The 21,171-nt window shown below is 55.2% G+C and carries 16 protein-coding genes; 5 read left to right on the top strand and 11 right to left on the bottom strand.

All coding sequences use genetic code 11. From position 1 onward, the window contains the following. Positions 1 to 90 precede the first annotated feature (90 nt). From HMPREF1207_RS24365 to HMPREF1207_RS24350, 4 genes are all read right to left on the bottom strand, one after another. On the bottom strand, positions 91 to 279 hold the full coding sequence (locus HMPREF1207_RS24365; protein WP_009672488.1) for a response regulator: 189 nt from the start codon (positions 277 to 279) through the stop codon (positions 91 to 93). Between the two features lie 29 nt (positions 280 to 308). After that, positions 309 to 1,940 carry an extracellular solute-binding protein gene (locus HMPREF1207_RS24360; RefSeq protein WP_016424047.1) on the bottom strand — a complete coding sequence of 544 codons (1,632 nt, stop codon included), beginning with the start codon at positions 1,938 to 1,940 and terminating at the stop codon, positions 309 to 311. 88 nt (positions 1,941 to 2,028) lie between these two features. Continuing rightward, a complete protein-coding gene (locus HMPREF1207_RS24355; RefSeq protein ID WP_009672414.1) occupies positions 2,029 to 2,916 on the bottom strand; it encodes a carbohydrate ABC transporter permease in 888 nt (295 codons plus the stop codon). A 16-nt stretch (positions 2,917 to 2,932) separates the two neighbouring features. Further along, positions 2,933 to 3,916, bottom strand: coding sequence for an ABC transporter permease (locus HMPREF1207_RS24350; RefSeq protein WP_009672544.1), 984 nt, complete (start codon positions 3,914 to 3,916; stop codon positions 2,933 to 2,935). Between the two features lie 190 nt (positions 3,917 to 4,106). Here HMPREF1207_RS24350 and HMPREF1207_RS24345 point away from each other — a divergent pair, with 190 nt between their 5' ends. After that, the gene (locus HMPREF1207_RS24345; RefSeq protein ID WP_009672448.1) at positions 4,107 to 6,668 is read left to right on the top strand and encodes a helix-turn-helix domain-containing protein; all 2,562 of its coding nucleotides are present in this window, start codon (positions 4,107 to 4,109) and stop codon (positions 6,666 to 6,668) included. Between the two features lie 334 nt (positions 6,669 to 7,002). Continuing rightward, positions 7,003 to 7,545, top strand: coding sequence for a DUF1697 domain-containing protein (locus tag HMPREF1207_RS24340; protein WP_009672551.1), 543 nt, complete (start codon positions 7,003 to 7,005; stop codon positions 7,543 to 7,545). Between the two features lie 251 nt (positions 7,546 to 7,796). Here the strand turns inward: HMPREF1207_RS24340 and HMPREF1207_RS24335 are convergent, their stop codons facing one another. Next, a complete protein-coding gene (locus tag HMPREF1207_RS24335; protein ID WP_009672436.1) occupies positions 7,797 to 8,123 on the bottom strand; it encodes an antibiotic biosynthesis monooxygenase in 327 nt (108 codons plus the stop codon). A gap of 61 nt (positions 8,124 to 8,184) precedes the next feature. Then, positions 8,185 to 8,583: a GNAT family N-acetyltransferase gene (locus HMPREF1207_RS24330; protein WP_009672480.1), complete on the bottom strand. Its 399-nt coding sequence runs from the start codon at positions 8,581 to 8,583 to the stop codon at positions 8,185 to 8,187. A gap of 200 nt (positions 8,584 to 8,783) precedes the next feature. Between HMPREF1207_RS24330 and HMPREF1207_RS24325 the strand changes: the two genes are divergently transcribed. From HMPREF1207_RS24325 to HMPREF1207_RS24315, 3 genes are read left to right on the top strand one after another with little or no spacing between them, the layout of a single operon-like run. Continuing rightward, the gene (locus tag HMPREF1207_RS24325; RefSeq protein WP_009672564.1) at positions 8,784 to 9,878 is read left to right on the top strand and encodes a GerAB/ArcD/ProY family transporter; all 1,095 of its coding nucleotides are present in this window, start codon (positions 8,784 to 8,786) and stop codon (positions 9,876 to 9,878) included. After that, positions 9,878 to 11,362 (top strand): spore germination protein, encoded by a 1,485-nt coding sequence (locus HMPREF1207_RS24320; RefSeq protein WP_009672426.1) that lies wholly within the window; start codon positions 9,878 to 9,880, stop codon positions 11,360 to 11,362. The genes HMPREF1207_RS24325 and HMPREF1207_RS24320 overlap by 1 nt, the downstream gene beginning before the upstream one ends. After that, the gene (locus tag HMPREF1207_RS24315; RefSeq protein ID WP_009672562.1) at positions 11,359 to 12,495 is read left to right on the top strand and encodes a Ger(x)C family spore germination protein; all 1,137 of its coding nucleotides are present in this window, start codon (positions 11,359 to 11,361) and stop codon (positions 12,493 to 12,495) included. The genes HMPREF1207_RS24320 and HMPREF1207_RS24315 overlap by 4 nt, the downstream gene beginning before the upstream one ends. 12 nt (positions 12,496 to 12,507) lie before the next feature. Here the strand turns inward: HMPREF1207_RS24315 and HMPREF1207_RS24310 are convergent, their stop codons facing one another. The 5 genes from HMPREF1207_RS24310 to HMPREF1207_RS24290 form a co-directional block, all read right to left on the bottom strand. Further along, positions 12,508 to 13,023: a DUF6886 family protein gene (locus HMPREF1207_RS24310; RefSeq protein ID WP_016424044.1), complete on the bottom strand. Its 516-nt coding sequence runs from the start codon at positions 13,021 to 13,023 to the stop codon at positions 12,508 to 12,510. 25 nt (positions 13,024 to 13,048) lie between these two features. Then, a complete protein-coding gene (gene aph(3')-IVa / locus HMPREF1207_RS24305; RefSeq protein WP_009672468.1) occupies positions 13,049 to 13,837 on the bottom strand; it encodes an aminoglycoside O-phosphotransferase APH(3')-IVa in 789 nt (262 codons plus the stop codon). Beyond that, complete coding sequence (locus HMPREF1207_RS29990; RefSeq protein ID WP_009672419.1) at positions 13,818 to 13,982, bottom strand: hypothetical protein; 165 nt, start codon at positions 13,980 to 13,982, stop codon at positions 13,818 to 13,820. Before HMPREF1207_RS29990 ends, aph(3')-IVa begins: the two co-directional genes overlap by 20 nt. 680 nt (positions 13,983 to 14,662) lie before the next feature. After that, positions 14,663 to 19,540 (bottom strand): S-layer homology domain-containing protein, encoded by a 4,878-nt coding sequence (locus HMPREF1207_RS24295; RefSeq protein WP_009672555.1) that lies wholly within the window; start codon positions 19,538 to 19,540, stop codon positions 14,663 to 14,665. A gap of 111 nt (positions 19,541 to 19,651) precedes the next feature. Further along, positions 19,652 to 21,145 (bottom strand): extracellular solute-binding protein, encoded by a 1,494-nt coding sequence (locus HMPREF1207_RS24290; RefSeq protein ID WP_009672489.1) that lies wholly within the window; start codon positions 21,143 to 21,145, stop codon positions 19,652 to 19,654. Positions 21,146 to 21,171 lie beyond the last annotated feature (26 nt).

Genomic DNA, 21,171 nt, shown 5'->3' with positions numbered 1-21,171 from the left:
AGGATAGCAACTGCTTCGCGCGTTGTATCCGAGCAGCTGCGATATAATCAGATAAGTTCAGCGACATCACCTGTTTGATGCTTCCTGCGCCTATTGAAATTCGCCGTACCCGCTAATAATCAGAATCGGCAAATGCTTGTGATGCTGCCTTACTTTGCGAATAAACGTCAATCCGTCCATCTTCCGCATCCGTATATCAGTAATAATCGCGTCTACCATATGCGCGGACAGATAATCCAGCGCTTTTGAACATGGCTGTAAAAAAAGGGAGAAAGACATCGCGTCCTTCTCCCGTCTGCCGGAAACTCTTACTTGCTGCTTTTATACCGCTCGTAAGATTGCTTGTAAATCTTCATATATTCGTCCACGCCCATTTTCTGCACGGTCGCCACGTATTTGTCCCACTCGGACATCGGCTGGGAGCCGGTGATGAATTTCGCTTCCATTTCGCCGATATACGTTTCCATGTCCTTGCCCACCGTCGAGCGGAATTCGGTCTCTTCTTCGGTGAAGTTGAAGTTGTTCCACAGCTCCTTCACGGCGTGAGGTTCCGCTTTCTTGCCCGTTTCCACGGATTCCGGCAGCGTCTCCGAGCCTTTGAAATACTTCTGCTGCACATAACCCGGATAGCTGCCTCCGAGCCACGTGATGTATTTGGCCAAAGCCTGGTCCATCGTCAGGCCGTTCGGATTTTTTGTGATTTCCTCGACGAATTCAAGCTTGCCGTCCGCCGTTTTCTTATACGTCTGACCTTCGATTCCCATGAAATAGAACGTCGCGCCTTCATCGCCGTAAAAATGGTCGATCCACCGTACGGTCGCTTCCGGATTCTTGTTCTTGTCCGTAATGACGAACGCGCCGGGCCATACGGCCGGCACCTTGACGTGCGAGTAGAGCTGGTCGCCGTGAGGGCCTTTCAGAGCGCCGAGTCCGAAGTAGCCGGTCTGGTTCATCTGGGTTTTCGGATTCGGATTGATGGTGGCGCCGAACACGCCCTTCTGTCCTTTGGCGAACAGCGCCGCCGTCTTGATCGTAAAGATTTCTTTATCGATCAGGCCCTCAGTGTACAGCTTGCGCATGTACTCGATCACTTCTTTGTAGCCCGGGTCCGTCCGGAAAAACCGCAGATCGTTCGTTTTCAGGTCCACATCGACGAATTTGTGGCCGAGACCGCGGTTTCCGAAGCCCCACGCCCCGCGCAGCTGCTCGATCAGCGGGTTGATTCCCTCTCCCGCATATGGAATTTCATCCGCCTGCCCGTTCCCGTTCAGGTCGGTTTCTTTGATCTTTTTCAAATACTGGTAAAACTCCTCCGTCGTGGCCGGCTCTTTCATGCCCAGCTTATCCAGCCAATCCTGCTTGACCCAGAGCGGGGTCCCGATCAGCATCGGAAGAAAATCCGGGCTGTAGAAGGAAGGGAACGAATAAATGTTGCCGTCCGGCATCGTCAGGCCCTTCTTCAAATCCGGGTACTTCTCCATCAGCTTCTTGAAATTCGGAGCGTACTGATCGATGAGATCGTTCAGCTTGACGAAAGTTCCCTGCGCCCCGTATTTCATCAGGTCGGAGGAAGGAACGCGGGCCGAATAAAACGCGTCGGGGTAATCGCCCCCGGCCAGCGCGAGATTGCGTTTTTCCGTCAGGTTTTCAAACGGAACGAGCTGAAACTTGATGTTCATGTTGGTCATTTTGGCGTATTCTTTCCAAACGAGCGTTTCTTCGAAGTTATTGCCGTTCGTCGCCGCCTTCCCCGTGAAGAAGGTGAGCGATACCGGCTCCTTGGCGATGGGCATTCCCGTCGGATTCAAATTCGCCACTTCTTTCTTGCTGTCTTTGCCGTCCGCGCTTCCCGCGCTTTCGTTTCCTCCGCTGCATGCCGACAGTACGCTTACGGCCATGGCAACGGTTAACGTCACGGCTGTCCATCTCATTTTTCTCATCAGCAATTCTTCCTCCCTTAGTCCATTGTATCTATCGGCAGCCGGAGTGTCAGCCCCGGCGGACCCGAAAAACTTTCCGTCCCGCGAATCAGCCTTTGACGGAACCGATCATGACGCCTTTGACAAAATACCGCTGCAGAAACGGGTACAGCATCAGCACCGGCAGATTGGCCACGATGACGACCGCGTATTTGATCGCTTCGCCTTCCATCACGTTCCGGGCATGAGAATCGTCTCCGACCCCTAGCATTTCCTGCATCTGCCCCTGGATGAGAATTTCGCGCAGGAAGAGCTGAAGCGGATACTTGTCGCGGTCGGTCAAATACATCAGTCCGCTGAAATACGAATTCCAGTGGCCCACGCTGTAAAACAAGATCATAACGGCGATGATCGGCATCGAAAGCGGCAGCACGATTTTCCAGAGAATGCCGAGGTTCGAGCAGCCGTCTATCGAAGCCGCTTCCTGCATTTCGCCGGGAATCGAGCTCTGGAAAAAGGTGCGCATGATGATGATGTTATACACGGACACGGCCCCCGGAATAATGAGCGCCCACATCGTGTTGAGCATGCCCAGGTTTTTGACGAGCAGATAGGACGGAACCATGCCCCCGCTGAAAAACATCGTAAACACCATGAGGGCGGAAATCGCGTTCCTTCCGGCAAAATCTTTGCGCGAGAGCGGGTAAGCTGCCGCGACCGATAGAATCAGATTGATCGCCGTACCGACGACGGTATACACAATCGTGTTCAAGTACCCCGTCAAAATTTCGTTGTTCTGAAAAATTTTCGTATAGCCCATCCACGTAATGTCTTTGGGCCACAGCCACACTTCTCCCCGCATGACGGCTTCCGGGCTGCTGAAGGAGGCAACCAGAACGAAGACAAGGGGATACAGCACAATCAGGGAAACGAGAGACAGCAGCGCGTACACGGCCCAGTCGAACGCTTTTTCCCGGGTGCTTTGAATGGTATTCATCGGGCAGTCCTCCTTTCTACCACAAGCTGGTGCTGCTGACTTTGCGGGCGATCCGGTTCACCGTTAGCAGCAGAATAAAGTTGATGACGGAATTAAACAGGCCGACCGCTGCCGAATAGCTGTATTGACCGTCGATAATCCCTTTCTGGTACACATGTGTGGAAATGACGTCGGACGCCTGCATGTTCAGCGAGTTTTGCATCAGATATACTTTTTCGAACCCGACGCCGAGCAGCGATCCCATATTCAATATGAGCAAAATGGTGACCGTCGGCATGATGCCCGGCAGATTGATATGCAGGATGCGCTGCCAGCGGCTTGCCCCGTCGACCCTTGCCGCCTCGTGAAGCTGCGGATCGATCCCCGTAAGGGCGGCCAGATAAATGATGGAACTCCAGCCCATCTGCTGCCAGACGCCGGACAGCACGTAGACGCTTTTGAACCAGGCGGGATCGGTCAGGAAGTTAACCGGTTCCCCCCGGAACCACGTCACGACCATATTCAGCAGGCCGGTCTGCGGCGAGAGGAATATAAACACCATGCCCACCAGAACGACCGTCGACAGAAAATGCGGCGCGTACGTGACCGTCTGGACGAACTTGCTGAACTTTTTGGAGCGGACTTCATTGATCATCAGGGCCAGAATAATCGGAATCGGAAAACCGACGACGAGCTGGTACAGACCGATGCCCAGCGTATTGGTCAGCAGCCGCCAGAAATAATAGCTTTCGAAGAACCGCTCGAAATGCTTGAAGCCCACCCACGGGCTGCCCCAGATTCCTTTGGTCGCGATAAAATTTTTAAAGGCAATTTGTACGCCGTACATGGGAAAATACTCGAAGACCAGGAAAAACGCGAGCACCGGTAAGATGAGCAGATACAGATCCCAATTTCTCCGGACCCGTTTAAAGACCGCGGATCGTTTCGGTTTACGGACGGCCGAAGCGGCCGGGGCTGATGCCGGAGCCGCTGTTTGTGACGATGACGCTTCTTGTGACAAATCCCCACCCCACTTTTCATGTATTCTTTCCGGAGCATAGCAAACGGGGCCGCCGCCGGGTATTTACACTTCTTTATCTCCTTGGCCCCAGATTCGCCGGATAAAAAAAAGATAAGAATCTAAAAAAAAGCTTATTTGTCCCCCGGCGTTCTTTGGATAAAATAAGAAGACAACACGGAAAGGGAGCTTGATGCGCTTGAAACGGGTCCTGCTTAACCGGCATTCGCTGGTCTACAAACTATTTTTCAGCTTTCTCGGCATTCTGCTGCTGTTTTCCGTTTTTAACGGAGTGTCCGTCTATTTCTTTAACAAAAGCATGCAAAACGAAATTATCCAGTACAACCGGCTGATGCTTAAAAATACGGCCGAACGGTACGAGACCCATTTCGAACGGATCAAAACGATGCTGTTCGATCTCTATTCGAACGAAGCGGTCGTGGCGTTCAACCGCCAGCTGCTGACGAAAGCGGAACCGGACATCGAATATTGGAAGGCGTCCGAAGTTCTGAAAACGGTCCGCGCCCAGGCTTACAATCCGATGTTTTATCTGAATAACCTGCTGGTGTATTATGATTCGCATTCGCTGATCGTGGAGAAAGAAGGCAGTGTGAACGCGCCGATGCTGTTCGAACGCTTTTACCTGAGCGCGGACTATCCGCTTGCTTATTGGAAGGAACAGTTTGCGCGAAGCGGCAACTACGCGCTGCATCCGCAGTCGTCGTTCAACGTGACGACCTTGAACTCGTCGGTGGATGTCGAGCTGATCCCGTTCTCCTTCCGCATGCCCGGCTCCAATTATCAGATCGTAGCCCTGCTGGACGCCCGCGCTCTGCAGGAAGCGTTCTACGGACCCGGAGACAGCCGGGAGTTTATGATCCTCCGGGAAGACGGCTCCCTGCTGTACCGGTCTTCATCCGCCTTCGGCGCCGGAGATATCCCTTCCTTCGGACCGGAAGGAGCCGGGTATATGAAGGCGGGCGACACGTATTTTTTTGCCGAAAAAGACCCGCTCACCCGGCTTACGTATGTCACCGCGCTGCCGTACGCGAATATCACGGCCAAAGTGCGCAACGCGAGCCTGACGCTGCTGCTTATTTTTGCCGCTGCCCTTCTGCTCGGCATTGCGGCCTCGCTGTTCTTCAGCCGCAGAATTCATCGGCCTGTCAAGCAGATGCTCAGCTCCATCGCGAGCAGGGACCCTGTCCGGCCGAAGAGCGCGATCCGCGAATTCGACCTGATCCATCAGAACCTCCACGAGCTAATGCAGGAAAAAGAAGCCGTCCGGAAGGAGCTTCTCGGAAAAAAGTCGCTTCTGACCAGCTTCGGGTATATCAATAAATTGAAAGCGATTACATCGGATATTAACGACTGGCAGGACATCGCGGAAATGGACGACCCGTTCTGTCTCGTGCTGGTCCAGCTTCATTTCAAAGAGGGGACCGTTCCCGAAAGCCACTCGCGGCCGGACCGGATCGCTTACTATATCCGGGAGTATATCAACGTCGTCATGACCGAGCATCTTCCCCATTCGCACACGTTCCAGATCGACACGAATCAGATTTTGACACTCGTCAAAGGCGGAGATGAGCCGGAAAAACTCAGGGAAGCGCTGGAGAAGCTGAAACCTATCCTGGACCGGGACAAAGCTTATTTTCTCGCCACGCTCGCCGTCGGTTCGGTTCACAAAGGCTCCGGCCAGTTCAACGCCGCCTACAGGCAGGCGCAGGAGATGGCGCAGCAGGCCCGGCCTCTGGACGAGTGCCAGATTATCCGCAGCCACCGCGTTTCGCCTCCCTACGCGCTGAACGCTGCCCAGGAGCAGGAGCTGTTCCGGCACATCCAGGCGGGAAATCTCGCCCACTGCGTATCGCTGACCGAACGCATCCTGGAGCAGATGCATAAGAAAGACGCGGGACTCGCGCAGTACCGGCAAATCGCCGAGAGCATCCTGCTCCGCGCCACGAGAGCCGTCGAGCCGTACGGCCGCGCCGCCGCAGCCGCTGTGGCGGCGCGGGGCAAGGACGCCGATCCCGGCCCCGAGTCCCCGGCGGCGAACAGTAGCGCTCACCGTTCGGCGGGGACGCCTCCGGGCGCAAGCGCGGGCGAAAGAGCCGCCGCAGGCCATATTCCCCGGACATTGCCGGGGAATATGGCCGGAAACGGTGACAGCAGCAGCGGAGCCGGCCCTGCGGCTGCTCAGGCGGCCTGCACCTGCGGCGAAGATATTGGCACGCCTTGCGCATCGGCCTGCGCCTGCGGCGGGGCTTGCGGCCCGGCAGGAGGCCTCTCCTTCCAGGAGCGGCACCAGCGCCGGCTGAGAAGCTGCTACACGCCCGACCAGTTCGGGCGGTTCTACGCGCAGCTGTTCAAGGAGGCGGCCGGGATTATCGCGGCGGGCAAGGAAGAGCGGGATTCCGTCATCGAATTCGTGATGAACGAGCTGGAGAACAAATTCGCCGACGATATTTCGCTCGATCTGCTGGCGGATAAGCTGAACTTGTCGGCCGCCTACTTGTCCGTCTATATCAAGGAGAAGACGGGTGTGAACTTCAGCGAACAGCTCAACGCGATCCGCATCCGCAGGGCGAAGGAACTCCTCGGCGGTACCGGTTTGAGCGTGCAGGAGATCAGCGTGAGAATCGGCTACCGCAACGTCACCTCCTTCAACCGGATGTTCAAGAAGATGACGGGGCTTCCCCCCGGCGAATACCGCAAGAGACATGTGATCGGCGGGGAGCTTGGCGGTTTGTAAAAAGAAAAAGCCGCATTCGCTGCGGCATTCCCGATCTCATTTATGAACCCTACGGGTTGTTTGGGGTGGTCAAATGACTGCTTACCGTAGCTCCTTCGGGACTATACTTGTAGTATTCCACATAATAGGAACATGCGGCGCTCATCCAGAAGTTGTTCGTTCGGGCTCGATTATACGCTTCGCCCTGAAATGCTATCGCGGTGCTGATCGCGTGAGGACTATCTTTTATGGAAATATTCGGAATTAACGCGAAATGCCGGTTTACCGCATCCGTTCCCCTTACTTCACGGCCGGTACATGCTATACTGGATCAAAAAAGAATCGGGGCTGAATCATGACGACTTACCTCGCCTTATTGAGAGGAATTAACGTAAGCGGCCAGAAGCTGATCAAAATGGCCGAACTCAAAAACATGTTTGAAGCGATGGGATTTCTCGCGGTAAAAACCTATATCCAAAGCGGAAACGTTCTTTTCCGTTCAGACCTCGCAAATTCAAAGGAGGCGCTCCGGGAGCGGATTGAAGATGAAATCGCCGCCGTCTTCGGCTTTCAGGTCTCCGTTATTATACGAACGGCGGAGGAATGGGAGCAGATTATCCGGGACTGTCCCTATGACGCGGCAGATCTGAAAGAAGGCGAGAGCATCTACGTGACGCTGCTGGCAGACCGGCCTGCCCCGGAAGATTTGGGGCGTGTGCCTGAGCCGGACCCCCGCCTGGAGGAATACCGGGTGGTCGGACGCGAGGTATACCTCCTGTTTCATCAAAGCATTCGCGATTCCAAGCTCGCCGCCAGCCTGCATAAGCTGAAAACCCCCGCAACGACGCGGAATTGGAACACGATGAACAAGCTGCTTTCGTTGACCCGTTCCCTCTAGGCCGTCACTTTTCCGAAGGCAGCCCTATCTCCTGCTCGGCTCCCGGACGGGTCGGGACTGGACGGGACTGGTAGGGTCGAGACGGATCAGACCTGCGAAAAGGAAAAAGCCGCCGATCGGCGGCTTTCCTTGTTCCGTCCCGCGGCGCGGCGTTCCCGCAGCTCCCTGCGCTCGGCAGAGTCCGGGTTGCCGCGGCACAGCTCTCGTCCGGGACAGATATGTACATGCACACGGGGTGCATTTTGGTGCATTTATTGGCCTGCTTTGCCGATCTTTCTCTTTTTCAGCTCATAGGAATTTACGCTGGTAGAGATGATATACTCAGGCTTCGGCTGTCCTCTTTTCTCGCGGTGCCCCTGGATATGCTCTTCGCTCTTCTCCCAGTTCTTCCAGGCTTCTTCCGATTCCCAGCGGATCAGGATCAGCACTTCCTCGTTCTCTTTCTTCGAACGGTTAACCATCACACTGACGTCGATAAGGCCTTCACGGCTGTCAATGGCGCCTTCTTTGCTGAAACGCTCGACAACCTGCTCGGCATTTCCCTTTTCCACTACGACGGATCTCGTTTGAATGAACATGAAAATACACTTCCTTATTTATGAAATATACCTTCATTGTAATTGATAAAGATTATCATTGTCAATTTGATCCGCTTTTCCACAGACCTCCGGGGCACGGCTTAAACCCGCTTTTTTCGTAAAAAGAAGCATGCGCTTCGGCAAACGTGACGGTTACGATCTCAAGTCCCGTTCTGTCCGCCTCTTCCAGCAAGCGCGACACCAGAGCCTTCCCGATTCCTCCGCCGTGGTAATCCGGATGTACCATGATATCCTCCATGTAACCGTGCTGAAGCCCCGTCCCGGCCACATAGCCGAAGGCGATCAGCTTGTGCGCTTCGTTCCTCACGCCCGCCCAGAAATTGCAGCGCCCGAGAAGAGCGGGAAAATCGCTATCCCGCCTATCCCAGCCCACGCTCTGCCGCAAATCGGGAACTTCGAAATCCTGTATCGGCAAATTGATTTTCACTTCATCGTTCATTTATTCTACTCCTTCGCTTGCCTGCCTCTCCGTTTCCCGCCGTTACCGGTCTACAGACAGGAGTCCTTGTATATTTCAGACGTTATGCCGTCATTTTTCCTAAAATCTGTCCGGAGAGGACATAGATATTCCACTTTCTGCAAACTCTATGGAAGCGGCTGTGTAAAAGCCCGTTATCACTTGGGGAAGGCGGTGGTCCTATGGCTCTATCAGGCGGAAAAATATCGTTTTTACAGCTCGTCATGCTTCTTATGCTCGTTAACGGTCTGATGAATCACGTTATTCTAAATCCCATTGTTCTGGATGCCTCAGGCCGGGATGCGTGGCTCGTCCCCATCTTCTCCGCCTTGTTCCTTCTCCCGTGGTGTCTTCTTCTCGTTTATTTCATGAAAAAGTCCGGGCAGCAAAAACTTCAGCCCTGGCTGGCGCAGCGGACACATCCGGCCGTCTCCTGGATTCTGATTGTCCCGTTGTACATTCAAATCTACCTGATCGGCATGACGACGCTGCTGCAAACGAGCATCTGGACGGTTACGAATTACTTGCCGGCCACTCCTCGCTTCGCTTTAAGCCTAACTCTCATTGTGGTATGCGCATACTGCGCGATATCGGGGCTGCGGACGATCGCGATCAGCGCGGGTGTTCTCCTGCCGTTCGTGGTTGTGCTCGGTTACTTCGTCATGATAGCCAACATGCCCAACAAAGAATACGACCGGCTCTTTCCCATGCTGGAGTTCGGCATGAAACCGGTTATGGACGGGATGCTCTATGCGGGCAGCGGTTTTATGGAATTCGTTCTCATCCTTGCCCTTCAGCAGCACTTGAAAACGAGAATCAAGAGCTGGCAGATCCTCATCCTTGCCCTGTTATTCATTCACATCATGCTGGGTCCCATCGTCGGCGCCATCACTGAGTTCGGTCCTGAGGAGGCAGCGAAGCAGACGGAATCGCCCTATGAACAGTGGCGGCTCGTCAAAGTGGGAGACTCCATCGAGCATGTCGATTTTTTCTCTGTCTTTCAGTGGCTGGCAGGAACTATGGTCAGAATCAGCTTATCCTTGTTTCTGCTCGGGGATATGCTCTCCTTTAGCCTGGCGAAATACCGGAACCGCTTTATCGCCTGCATGGCGTTAAGTTACCTGCTCATAACCCTGATGCCGATTACCCAGCAAAATCTGTATGAATTTATGCACCGGTATTACTTTCACCTGTCTCTTATTGTGATACTGGGCTCGACCCTAATATGGACGCTTATATCCGTCACGACTAAAACGGGCAAGGAGGGGACTTCCTGATGGTACAAAGCAGCGGCAATGCGGGAATATGGACAGCCGGGCAGCTCAAGCATTTGTTTGCCCAGAGTGAAGATGTCGTTCTGCTTACCCATACTTTCGGGGAAAACGGCGCGAACGCTGCGGAAGTTCTTCTACTGTACGGCGAGGCAACCAGCAACAGCCAGCTCATCGGCGAGATGGTTTTGCCCGGGCTTGAAATGGCCTTTGACAAGGATCAAGGCTTCCCGACGGCCGGGACCGTCCTAAGCTCTTGTCTGCCGCTTCTTCCCTTTACCGGCCCCATTACGGCCGAAACGATTTCGGAGATCTTGTTTGAAGGCAAGCTGCTGCTTGTTTTCCCGCACCTTCGCTCGGCCTTCCTTATGAATATAAGCAGTTTGCCGGAGCGGAAGCCGGAAGAATCCAATACGGAACTATCCATTAAAGGACCGAGGGACGGTTTCGTGGAAAACCTTTCGGTTAGCATCGCCTTAATCCGCAAGAGAATCCGCAGCCATACCTTGTGCTGCGAGAAGTTCGTGATCGGCAGAAGGACGAGAACCAAGGTGGCCTTGATGTATGTCCGGGACATCATCTCGCCCGAAGTGCTCCTTGAAGTTCGCAGCCGGCTGGAGTCCATTGACGTAGACGGCATCTACAGCATCTCCCAAATCGAGGAGATGGTCACGGACCAGAAGTTTTCGCTGATGCCCCTAATGGATTACACGGGACGACCCGATTTTGCCGTCAGCGCTCTCCTCAACGGCCGATTCGTCCTGATTGTCGACGGCAATCCCATGGTGCTAATCGCGCCCTCAACCATGGCTATGCAGATTAAATCGCCCGAGGATCTGCATAATAATTTCTACTATACGTCTTTTTCCCGTCTGGTTCGGGTTCTCAGCATTTTCCTGTGTGTACTGCTGCCGGGTTTCTGGGTTTCGCTGGCCGCTTTTCATCAAGACCAGATTCCGTTCAGGCTGCTCGCCACCATCACGATCGCCCGTCTTGGCCTGCCCTTCTCCGGGCAGTTCGAGCTCCTGATCCTCCTGATCCTGCTGGAAGTTTTCCGCGAAGCGGGAATTCGTCTGCCCAGCGCCATCGGTCAGGTATTGACCGTAGTGGGCGGCCTCATTATCGGCGACGCGGCCATTCGGGCGGGGCTCGTCTCCCCCTCCGTAGTCGTAGTCGGTGCCATTACGGCCGTAAGCAACGCCACCCTGGTCAATCAGAACTTAAGCTCAGCCGTCAGTCTGCTGAGGTTTTTCCTGTTCTTCCTTTCCTGCATACTCGGTATGTTCGGACTTATCATGGGGATTATTATGGTGACGGTTTATTTGTCCAAGCTGAGATCGTTCGGGGTTCCCTATCTGTCTCCATTCTCGCCGCCTATTTACAGCAACTGGGTGCCCGCCTTTATGCGTCTTCCTTGGACCTTGATGACCGGAAGACCCAAAAATCTGCATACGCAGGACAAGAACCACAAGAAGGAGGATAACCCGTGAGTATCGTGAAAAGGAGCGCCTGGCTGGGTATCCTTCTGCTGCTGACCGGCTGCTGGAATTCCAAAGATCTCCAGACGATGGCTTATGCGACAGCCTTGGGCATCGATTACGCAGACGGAAAATATATCACCTATGTCCAGATCCTGAACTTCTCCAATATTGCCAAAAGCGAAAACAACCAGGTCGGAACCCGTATTCCGATCTGGGTCGGCCGCGGCGAAGGGAAGACCGTTTCGGAGTCGCTTACGTCCATCTACTCCACCTCGCAGTTGCGCTTGTTCTGGGGGCATGTCAAAGCCGTCATCGTAAGCGAAGCTTTGATGAAAAAAGGGCTTCCGGACGTCTACGACATGCTCAACCGGTACCGCGAGATCCGCTACAACATTTTATTCTACGGCACGAACAAGCCCCTGGATAAGCTGTTGTCCCTAACGTCCATGCTTAATTTTTCGCCGATTGAGTCCTTATTGACCCGTCCCGAGCAGTACTTTTCCCAAAAATCATTGATCCTGCCCGTTTACGGGTACAAATTTATAGCCGATCTGAATGAAGCCGGCAATTCGACCATGCTGCCTTCACTCACGGCCAACTCCGTCGTATGGGAAGAGGACCAGTCGAAAGTTTCCTTATACGAAATAAACGGCGCTTATTTTTTCAACGATACCAAATACGCCGCCTGGCTGTCCCAGGAGGACTTGAAAGGAGCACGCTGGCTTCAAACTAGACTGGAGCGTACCCCTCTAAACGCTCCCAAAGAACATCCTATTGCCGCGCTTATTTTGGAAGGTCCCAAATATACAGTCGACGCTCATGTCGTAAACGAAAAAATACGTTTTACCATTTCATTGAAAATCCATGCGTTTATCGACGAATTCCGGGAACATGCGACGGAGGCGGAAATTGAAACCGCGGCCGAGACCGAAATCAAAAACGAAATCCTGATGTCCTTCCATAAAGGGGTCAACAAGCGAGTCGATGTCCTGAAGCTGAGCGAAACGCTGTACCGCAAGCACCCGGACGTCTGGAAAACACATTTTAAAGGAAAAGAATTTCCGCTGGACATGGATTCTATCGAGAAGATCGACGTGAAGGTAGACATCACTCATTCCGGCAAGTATAAAGAGAGAAAATAGCGATGGTTGAATCTACACGGGAGGCCGAGCATTGCGGAAACGAATCACCGAAAAAAGCGAAACGGACGAAGCCACAAGAGCGTCGCGCAAAGGGTTGAGATTCGGCACAATCCGCAGTTCGGCTCCCGTCGCCGCCAGTTTGTCAAGCAAATCTCCAACTAGCTCGACCGATAAAGGCGTTACCGGCCGCTCGGCCGTGTAGTAGCCCGCTGTCGCATCGAGCAAACGGAAATCCCGCTCATCGAAGGTGTACCGGTACAGAACCGTTTGTCTCAGCCGGTCCAGCCAGGCGCTCTCGATCGCGATGACCGTATCGGAGGCAGCCGGCCCGAACAGGAGCCGCTTATCCTCCTCCCCGACCTCGCCGGAGAGCGTATACACGATTCGCGGGCACTCCCTCGGGAAGTAGTATAAATGCGCATGGGCTTCGTCCACCGCCCAAACTACAGGCGGCAAATCTTCCCGTCCCGGCGTTTTTCGGGGAATGAAGACCGAGATACCGGGTTCTTCGCTGAAATGATACAGCATCGGGCTGCCTCCTCTTCTAGGTTGTTCAAAAAAATTCATCCAGCCGGATGTAATACTTGACCTTGTCCTCGTCCAGCCCGTCCAGCCCGTAAAGTTCCAGGAAGAGCGCTTTGTACCGGTCGTCGCCGTAGTCGTGCCGGAGGCTGCGGATCGCCAGGCTGATGTCCTGATAGCGGTCCGCCACGCCCGCACGTCCGAGATCGATAAATCCCGTCAGCTTCTCTCCGTCGACAATCAGATTCGGTGCACAGTAATCTCCGTGCGCAAAAACCAGATCTTCGGTTACCGGCTTACTCGCGAGCAATAGCCGGTACAATTCCTCCGGCGTGCAATCGTACTCCTCTTTTATATCGGTCGGGTCCACCAGGCTCTCATCGACTATCCTTTTCGCATCCCGGAGCTTCTTCTCCAGCCCGTTCGACAGCGGACATTCGCGGATATCGAGGCTGTGAATGCGGCGAAGGCTTTCCGCGTAAAGTTTCACGAAGAACTCCGGCTTAGCCTGGATCGTTTCGTGGGAACCGTCTTTTCCGGCCAGCGCCTCCATCAGCAAGTAGTCCATCCCGCCGTGTTCCGCCGTGTACAAAATTTTGGGGACCGGGAGCTTCCCGTCCAGCCAAGCGAGCGCTTCAATTTCGGGCCGGAGCGTTCTCCACCAGACACTGGGGGCGATTTTCAGAAATGCGGGGGCGCCCCTGTACTCCTTCACGTGATAAACGTGATCTCCGGAATATCCGATTTTGTTCACGGTTAATTCCGTCTGCCCGAGAAGCCCAAGAAGCTCCTCCGGCCAATTACGCGTACTTTCGTTCATTCGTCAGTTCCTCCTTAAAATTCGGCTGCTTACGGATCTTGATCCCGCCTGCAAGGCCCGCTTCGTCCTCCGGACCTGATTTCCTCAGTAAAGCGCGTTCCGTGTACAGTTCAGGCAAATTTGCGAAAAAAGCTTGTGCATTCATAGCTGATCCCTCAATCATTGCCAAATAAAGAACCGTACAGTAAGAATCCTCTCGCTTTTAAAAATGCCCCGCCTTTAAACGGAAATTACTGTTATTCGCCGTTAGGAACAAAATTCCTTTTTAAGTTCCATTTTCCAGATCCCGGATTTAGAAATCTTTATAATAGGACGGCTGCTCCTGTCTCTATACCAAGAAACCATCCTTTCGAAGGAGGTCTTCTTGGTTGCTGTGCTCCGCTGTCTGCCTCATCGTTGCAACGATCCGGGCAGTTGTCATGAAGAAAGCGAAAGCGGATGCCGTTTACTCGAATACTGCACTCATTCCGCTTCTTTGTGCACGGATCACCGCCACCAGCCTATCGCAAAATTATACCCAAAGTCTGTTTCCGGAAGCAAATGATGGAACTGGGAGAGCCACCGAGACGGTCTATTGAATCATTGGAGAAGGAAACGGATTTCCGACACGTTTTAAACCTATCTTCGGAACATCGCGGCTTGTCAGCCTGTTATGGGTCGTGCTGTATCCGCTCACCCTACCGGCCGAAAAAAAAGCGGCACAAACCGGACGAAATCCGCGATCGCTGAAAACGGAATATCGAAAAGGCGCATACCTGAATGGTATGCGCCTTTTCGGGTTTAAACCGGCACACGTGCCGCGGAGCCTTGCTTGCGCAGATGCGCCTAGTTCACGAAACCGGCTGTCTGCAGCAGCCGTTTCAGCACGGCCGCGCCTTCCGCACGGGTAGCCGTGCCGCCGGGCACGAAGCGGCCGTCCCCGCGCCCGTCCAGCAAGCCGACATCCACCGCCTGCGAGACGGCGGCGGTAGCCCAGCCGGAGATGTCGCCCCGGTCCGCGAAGTCCGCCAGCGCACCGGACGCGGAGTTCTCCTCCGTCCGGATACCGGCCAGCTTCACGGCGCGCATGAGCATCACGCTCATCTGCTCGCGTGTCAGCACCTCTCCGGGACGGAACTCCCCGGTCTCGAAGCCGTCCGCGAGCCGGGCCTGAACGGCCGCGCCGACGGCACCGGCATACCACGCGTCACCGGGGATGTCGGTGAAGTCCGCAGCGGCCGGCGCCGGATCGAGCGCGAGGGCCCGCGTCAGCAGGGCCGCGAACTGCGCCCGCGTCAGCGCTTCGTCCGGCGAGAAGCCGCCGGCGCCCATGCCGTCGACGATGCGCTTCGCGGCCAGCTGCTCGACATCCTTGCGCGACCAGTGGGACGCAAGGTCGGGGAAGCTGACATCCGAGGTAACCACCGCGTAGGTCCCCCCGCTTCTGTCGCGGATAACGGCCCGGTGCGCGGCCCCGGACGATTCGAAGCGGGACGGCACGAAGCGGAGCTCTCCGGAGGCCGGGTCCAGCTCTACCGCCGTGGCGCGGTCAGGGTCGACCGCCCCCGGCAAGTTTACGGTTCTTCGGACGTAGCTTCCGAAGCCGCCGATTTCTTTTGTTTCGCTTCCGGTTTTCAGCGAAACACGGAAAGCAACCGGCATGCCTTGTACCTGCATGCCTTCTTTCGCCGCCCGGGCGGCAAGATCTGCGGTCTCGCCCGCCGACGTCTGCCCGATCTGCACAAGCAGATCGAAGCTGCCTTCCGCGGGAAGATCCGCTTCCAGAAGGCCGGCCGGAAGCTCGATAGCGCCGAGATGCGAGGTTACGCTAAGAATCGCGCCCGGCGATCCGGCAACCGCTTTGCGGAGCGCCGTTCCCGGCAGCGATACGATTCCCGCCGGCTCTCGGCCCGGGATCTCGTAGGAAAGGACCGGGGCCGCCTTGCCTTGCAGCGCCGCGATTTCCGCCTCCATCACGCCGGCATCCGCCGAGACGAGCGTCAGGTTCCGCCCGTCGGAACCTTTCGTCTCCGTCACCGACGTGCGTTCCGGGCCGGACGGGGACGTGCCGCCTCCTCCGGCGGAACCGCCCCCGGAACCGGAGCCCGTGTCTGATCCGCCTCCGGTGCTGCCCGATTGTACGCTTACCCGGGCCAACGCGATATGTCCGTCATAGGTCGCCTGAACGGTGCCGCTTCCTGCCCGCAAAGCGGTGATCCGCCCAGCAGCGTCTACGGAGACAACAGCCGGGTCGAGGGAATCATAAGCCGCCTGTCCCGTCACGTCCTTGCTGGAATTGTTGTATTCCGCGGTGACGGCCAGCTGAAGACTCTCGCCTTTGTTCATGCTGTACGTGCCGCGGTCCAGTTTCAATGATTTTACCGCTGCTTCATCCCCGATGATCGTGACGGTTTTCTCATTCGTCTTGAAGCCGTCCACCCGGACGGTGATGACGACCGGATTCGCCCCCGGACGGATGGCGGTATCGGCTTGGAACGTGCCGTCTTCCCGAAGCGCCGCTTCCTGTCCGTTTACGGTAACGGAGGCCTTACCCGGTCCCAGTACGTCCACCTTCCCCCGGAAGGTCACACTGTCGGCGGAGGTTCTGAGTCCTTCGTAAGCAAGGAAGCCGCTGAGAGCCGCCGCTCTTACGGAGTCACCGGACTCGTAAGCATTCGCGACGAGCTGCCGCTTGGTGCGGATCCCGGAAGCGTCAAGCGTCGAGACGACGAAGCCGCCTTTCGGGATGACGCTGTTGGTTTCGTCCGGCTTGCCCCAGTTCCACGTCATGGCCTGGGTTTTGTTCGGCACGGACGTCACTTTGCCGGAGCTGTCCACGACCGCTTCCACGCCGAAACGGCTGTTGCCGGTCGAATAGCCGAAGGTGTCCGTGAGCACGCCGATGTTATTTTCGATCAGATTGGTGTTGTAGTAGCTTCCCTCTAGGAACGAATCGGGCGAGTCCGGAAGGGAGATGCCAAGCTGATAGTCTCTCACGTAAACGAGATTGCGCAGGGCTGCGCCGGCTACCGGCCAGTTTACCTGAGACGCGTCGAAAAGCATAAGCCCGTGCGTATTTTCCAGACCCGCCTGGAAAACGTCCCGCTGGAGAGCCGGTTCCTGCACATTCGTGAGGGCGATGCCGGCGTAAAGCGGCACTTCCCCGTTCGTTACGATATTACCGAGTGTAATGTAATGCTCGATTTCGGGAGCGGTCGTCTGATAGGCGCCGATCATAATGAAATCGAGATTTTTGACGTAGCCGCTTTCATAGTAACCCGGCGTGTATACGGATTCGTCTTTCATCCGCAGACGCTCGTCGTAGCGGAATTCCGTGCTGCCCCAGTGTACCCCGTTCAAGTAATACGATTCGAACCAGGAGCCTACATAGGCGGACACTTCGATTTTTTTGCCTTTTTCCGCTTTAACCCGGTCGGCCAGCTGCCTTACTTCGGAGGTAAAGCTTTTGATCGTTTTCGACCGGAATTCCCACCAGTCCTGGATAAGCGGACCGTCTTTGCGTACGTTACCCGCGTACGTGAATACGTCGTCCGGCCAGTTTTGAAGCTGTTTGCCGCGCGCGCCGAGGAACGATTCGAACTTGGCTTTCGTCAAGTCGCTGAAATCCGCGCTTTCATTGTCATACCGGGCACGGTCCAGTACAACGCCGTCCACGTCGTAATTTTGCAGCACCTCCTCGATCGTTTTCAGCTGAAAATCGCGCACCTCGTCGTTGGACGGGTTCACGAATGCGACCGCGCCCTGCTTGGCCGACTCGCGGAGACGTTTGATCTGCCCCTTGTCCGCCGCGTTGTACACCCGCTCTTCCCAGTCGAGATGGCTGTTCAGCAGTGCGTATTCATTGCTGGCGATAGACCCCTCCGCGAAAATGTTAAAGGCGACGTGGATATCGAGCCCCAGCTCACGGCTGTAGCGGATAAATTCCTGGAGCAGATCGAGATCCGGATTGGAGCCCGCTTTTTCAGGCGCTTTAATGGCGCTTACGTACGGACGGCCGGTCAGCGTGCTTTTCTTGTACGATACGTACCCCTCCACGCCTTTTACGTCAAAAACAACGGAAGTCACGCCGTTCTCCTTCGCCGTCCGCAAAAAATTCTCCACATTGTCACTGGTTTGGAATTTCCTTGCGTTCGCGGCCTGATCGACCCACAGGATCACCTTCTTCTCGGTCGAAAAGCCCGGGCGGCTGTAGACCACGAGATCTTTGGAATCCTGCTCCTTGCCTTCTTTCGTAACGACAAGATCGAGGTAATTGATGCCTTCGGCAAGCGTGTACGAAGTCTTGAACTTTCCGTCCGGACCGAACGGAAGCGGGGTTCCGTTCACCGTTAACGCGATTTTGGAAGGATCGTCCATATTCGTAATCGTTCCGGAAAGCTCGGTAGACGGTTTCGTCTCCGTATACATCGCGTAATTGTCGAGCGTCAGCCGGGCAATCGGCCCTCCCGTTCCCATCAGATCCTTGACCGGGACCGCCAAGCCGTTTTTCCGGAGTTTGATCGCATCCCCGACTTTGAAATACGTCGCCAAATATTTCTTGATGTTCTTACTGGCGTAGCTCGTATCCTGCGCGACCAGCACATAGCCTCCGGGCGGTATTTCAAGGTCCGTGGGACCGGTCCATGCCGGCGTTTTGCCGTCTATGGACGGGTTGACGACCTTCGTCACTTTGTTCCCCGCATCCACCTGCACCGCAACGTTAAACTGGGGAACGGTAATCTGCGGTCCCCAATCGTTCGTGAAGAGCGCCACGGTGTCGTCGATACCGGTAATGTCCTGGTCCACGAAGCCGATCGCGTGGCGCGGGCCTTCGATGCTGATCGTAATGTCGATCGGCGCCGCCTCGACTTCTATCAGGTCAGCCGGCTGCTGAGCGTCGTTATACGTCACCGTTACGGTGGACGAAACGATCTCCCGGCCGTCTTTCAGCAGCTTGACGGGGATGGCGTTCGTCCCCGCGGTCAGCCGGACCACGCTTTGGAAAGCTCCATCCGCCTTCAGCGCGGCTTCCGTCCCGTTCACGGTCAAGGAGATTCCCTGTCCGCTGCCGTAACGGATCACCTGTCCCGATACCGTAAAATCAGGCGATGTCACCGTCGTGCCGGGTGCCGTCACGAGATTCAGGCCCGGGTCCGGGTTCAGAAAATCGCCTGCGTGCACAACTTGTCCTCCTTTATGTAAAGACACGATGTCTCCGGTTTTGTAATGCTCGAAAAGCGGTTTCCGGGTTACGGACGTCCCCCAGGAAGAATCGTTGGCGAGAAGTACGTAGCCGCCCTCCGGTACGGGCAGGTTCTGGTTCTCCTCCCACGTGGAGCCCGTAGGCGGAACAGCCGTCGGCCCGATGACGCGGATCACCTGATCGTGCTTATCCACGGCAATCGCCGTATTCGTCTTCTTGACGAACACTTTATCGGTTTCCGCCGAGTTCGTCACCTGGGCTCCGCTCGTAAACAGGGCCACATAGTTCGTCTTCTGGGGCGGCGCATCGACATTGACGTTGATGTGCCCGACGGGCAGCCGGAACGTACCGTCCTGCGACAGGACGTACACATCGTCCGTCACACCGGCGGCTTGGGGCTGAACTCCCCCGCTCTCTTGCCCCAGGCTTTGCGCCGAGACTTTTCCCCATGCGGGAGTAAGCAAAGAAATCACCAAAGCGATAATCATCATCCCATTCCACTTGCGCAGCAAGCTTTTCATAGCGGCTCCCTTCTTTCTGTCAAAGTTTAGAGTCGAATCCGGCCGGGGCCGGTGAAAAAAACGGCAGCCGCTCGTAAGCCGCTGCCGGATGTGAATGATTCTGGATGTGTGTTATTTTTTGGCGCTTTTGAACCACTCGTTGGCCGCTTTAATCATCGCATCGCCGCCATCGGCCTTCCATTTGGCCAAAAATTGATCGTAATTGGACAGCGGATCCGATCCGCTGATAAATTTCAGCATGCTATCGGTCTGGAACTTGTCGAGCTTCTGCTTGCTTTTGGAGATGTCCGCAATCGGCGGCGCCTTGGCAAGCGGATCGGTGACCATGATGCCTTCGGCGTTTTTGTTGATCTGTTCGAAGAACGCTTGCAGAACGGGATCTTTACGCACACGGGCCTGCCAGTAGTCCGGATATTTCTTGTAATCGACACCCGTCAGGAAACCGCTTCCATTGTTAAGCTCGTCGTTGAACTTAGGCAGAATCGGGTAGTATTTGCCGTCTTTGATCTCGTGATGCTCGCCCTGCTTGCCGATGGCAATTTCGATGAAATTATCCGGCTTCAGCTTCAGATCCAGAAATTTCACGGCATCTTCCTTATGTTTGGAAACCTTCGGAATGGTGACGAACCAGGTCGTGTTCGCTTTGACGAACGTGGACGCTTTGCCGGATTTGTCTTTCAGGAAAGGAATGATGGCCGTTTTTGCGTTAGGGTCGTTCTTTTTAAGCGCTTTCTCCGTCGTTCCCGCGTTCCAGTAAGCCTGTTTGAAAATGGCCGCTTTGCCGCTGGAAAACTTTTCGATCGCCTTGGCGCTCGTATTGATCGGCATTTCCTGATCGATCAGGCCTTCTTTGTACAGCTTGTTCATGTAAGTCAGGAATTCTTTCATCGCCGGTGTCTCCACCTGATGGACGAGCGTTCCGTTCTGGTTCACCCAGTCAGCGGTAACGCCGAAGGCCGCGCCGATATCGCCGATAATGGATTCCTTCGAGTCTTTGGAACCTGTCAGCGGTGCGATGTTTTTCTTTTCCTTGATCGTTTTCAGCACCGTGTACAGCTCGTCCGTGTTTGTCGGCGTTTTCAGACCGAGTTCATCCATCCAGTCCTGGCGGACGACCAGTTCTTCCCCGACCGCGAGACCGGAGCCCGTTTCCGGAATGGCGTAGATTTTGCCGTTTACTTTGGCGCTTTCCCAAGCAGCCGGGTCGATGGCCGCTTTAATGTTCGGGCCGTACTTTTCCAGAAGGTCGTCGAGCGGCTCCAGGGCACCCGATGTAGCCAGCTTCTCGAATTGAGGCGCGCTCAGCTTCATCACGTCGTATTCTTCTTTGTTCGCCATCAGCAGGTTCAGCTTCTCATCCGGATTTTCCGCCGGAAGCATCTCGTAATTGACCGTATAGCCCGTTTTCTCCGAAATCGTTTTGGCGGTGAATTCTTTATTCGGATCGAAATTTCCGTACTGCATAAGCTGGCGCATGGCCGGCTTGGCTCCTCCTGCCGGTGCCGGCGAAGTACCGCCTGTCTGGGTCTCTTTTCCTCCGCCGCATGCCGCCGTCGTGACGCCAAGCGCTGCGACCGTGAGCAGAAGCGCTGCTTTTTTTAACATAGATGTAAACCTCCCTTTTAGTTGAA

The sequence above is a fragment of the Paenibacillus sp. HGH0039 genome, assembly GCF_000411255.1.
Classification (GTDB): Bacteria; Bacillota; Bacilli; order Paenibacillales; family NBRC-103111; genus Paenibacillus_F.
This window is presented reverse-complemented; position numbering and strand designations above follow the sequence as displayed.

Coding starts and splice junctions, on each gene's coding strand:
- HMPREF1207_RS24355 (WP_009672414.1), bottom strand. CDS start 2,916: ATGAATACCATTCAAAGCACCCGGGAAAAAGCGTTCGACTGGGCCGTG.
- HMPREF1207_RS29990 (WP_009672419.1), bottom strand. CDS start 13,982: ATGAATGCACAAGCTTTTTTCGCAAATTTGCCTGAACTGTACACGGAA.
- HMPREF1207_RS24320 (WP_009672426.1), top strand. CDS start 9,878: ATGGTACAAAGCAGCGGCAATGCGGGAATATGGACAGCCGGGCAGCTC.
- HMPREF1207_RS24335 (WP_009672436.1), bottom strand. CDS start 8,123: ATGTTCATTCAAACGAGATCCGTCGTAGTGGAAAAGGGAAATGCCGAG.
- HMPREF1207_RS24365 (WP_009672488.1), bottom strand. CDS start 279: ATGTCTTTCTCCCTTTTTTTACAGCCATGTTCAAAAGCGCTGGATTAT.
- HMPREF1207_RS24310 (WP_016424044.1), bottom strand. CDS start 13,023: ATGCTGTATCATTTCAGCGAAGAACCCGGTATCTCGGTCTTCATTCCC.
- HMPREF1207_RS24290 (WP_009672489.1), bottom strand. CDS start 21,145: ATGTTAAAAAAAGCAGCGCTTCTGCTCACGGTCGCAGCGCTTGGCGTC.
- HMPREF1207_RS24330 (WP_009672480.1), bottom strand. CDS start 8,583: ATGAACGATGAAGTGAAAATCAATTTGCCGATACAGGATTTCGAAGTT.
- HMPREF1207_RS24360 (WP_016424047.1), bottom strand. CDS start 1,940: ATGAGAAAAATGAGATGGACAGCCGTGACGTTAACCGTTGCCATGGCC.
- HMPREF1207_RS24345 (WP_009672448.1), top strand. CDS start 4,107: ATGCGCTTGAAACGGGTCCTGCTTAACCGGCATTCGCTGGTCTACAAA.
- HMPREF1207_RS24340 (WP_009672551.1), top strand. CDS start 7,003: ATGACGACTTACCTCGCCTTATTGAGAGGAATTAACGTAAGCGGCCAG.
- HMPREF1207_RS24295 (WP_009672555.1), bottom strand. CDS start 19,540: ATGAAAAGCTTGCTGCGCAAGTGGAATGGGATGATGATTATCGCTTTG.
- HMPREF1207_RS24325 (WP_009672564.1), top strand. CDS start 8,784: ATGGCTCTATCAGGCGGAAAAATATCGTTTTTACAGCTCGTCATGCTT.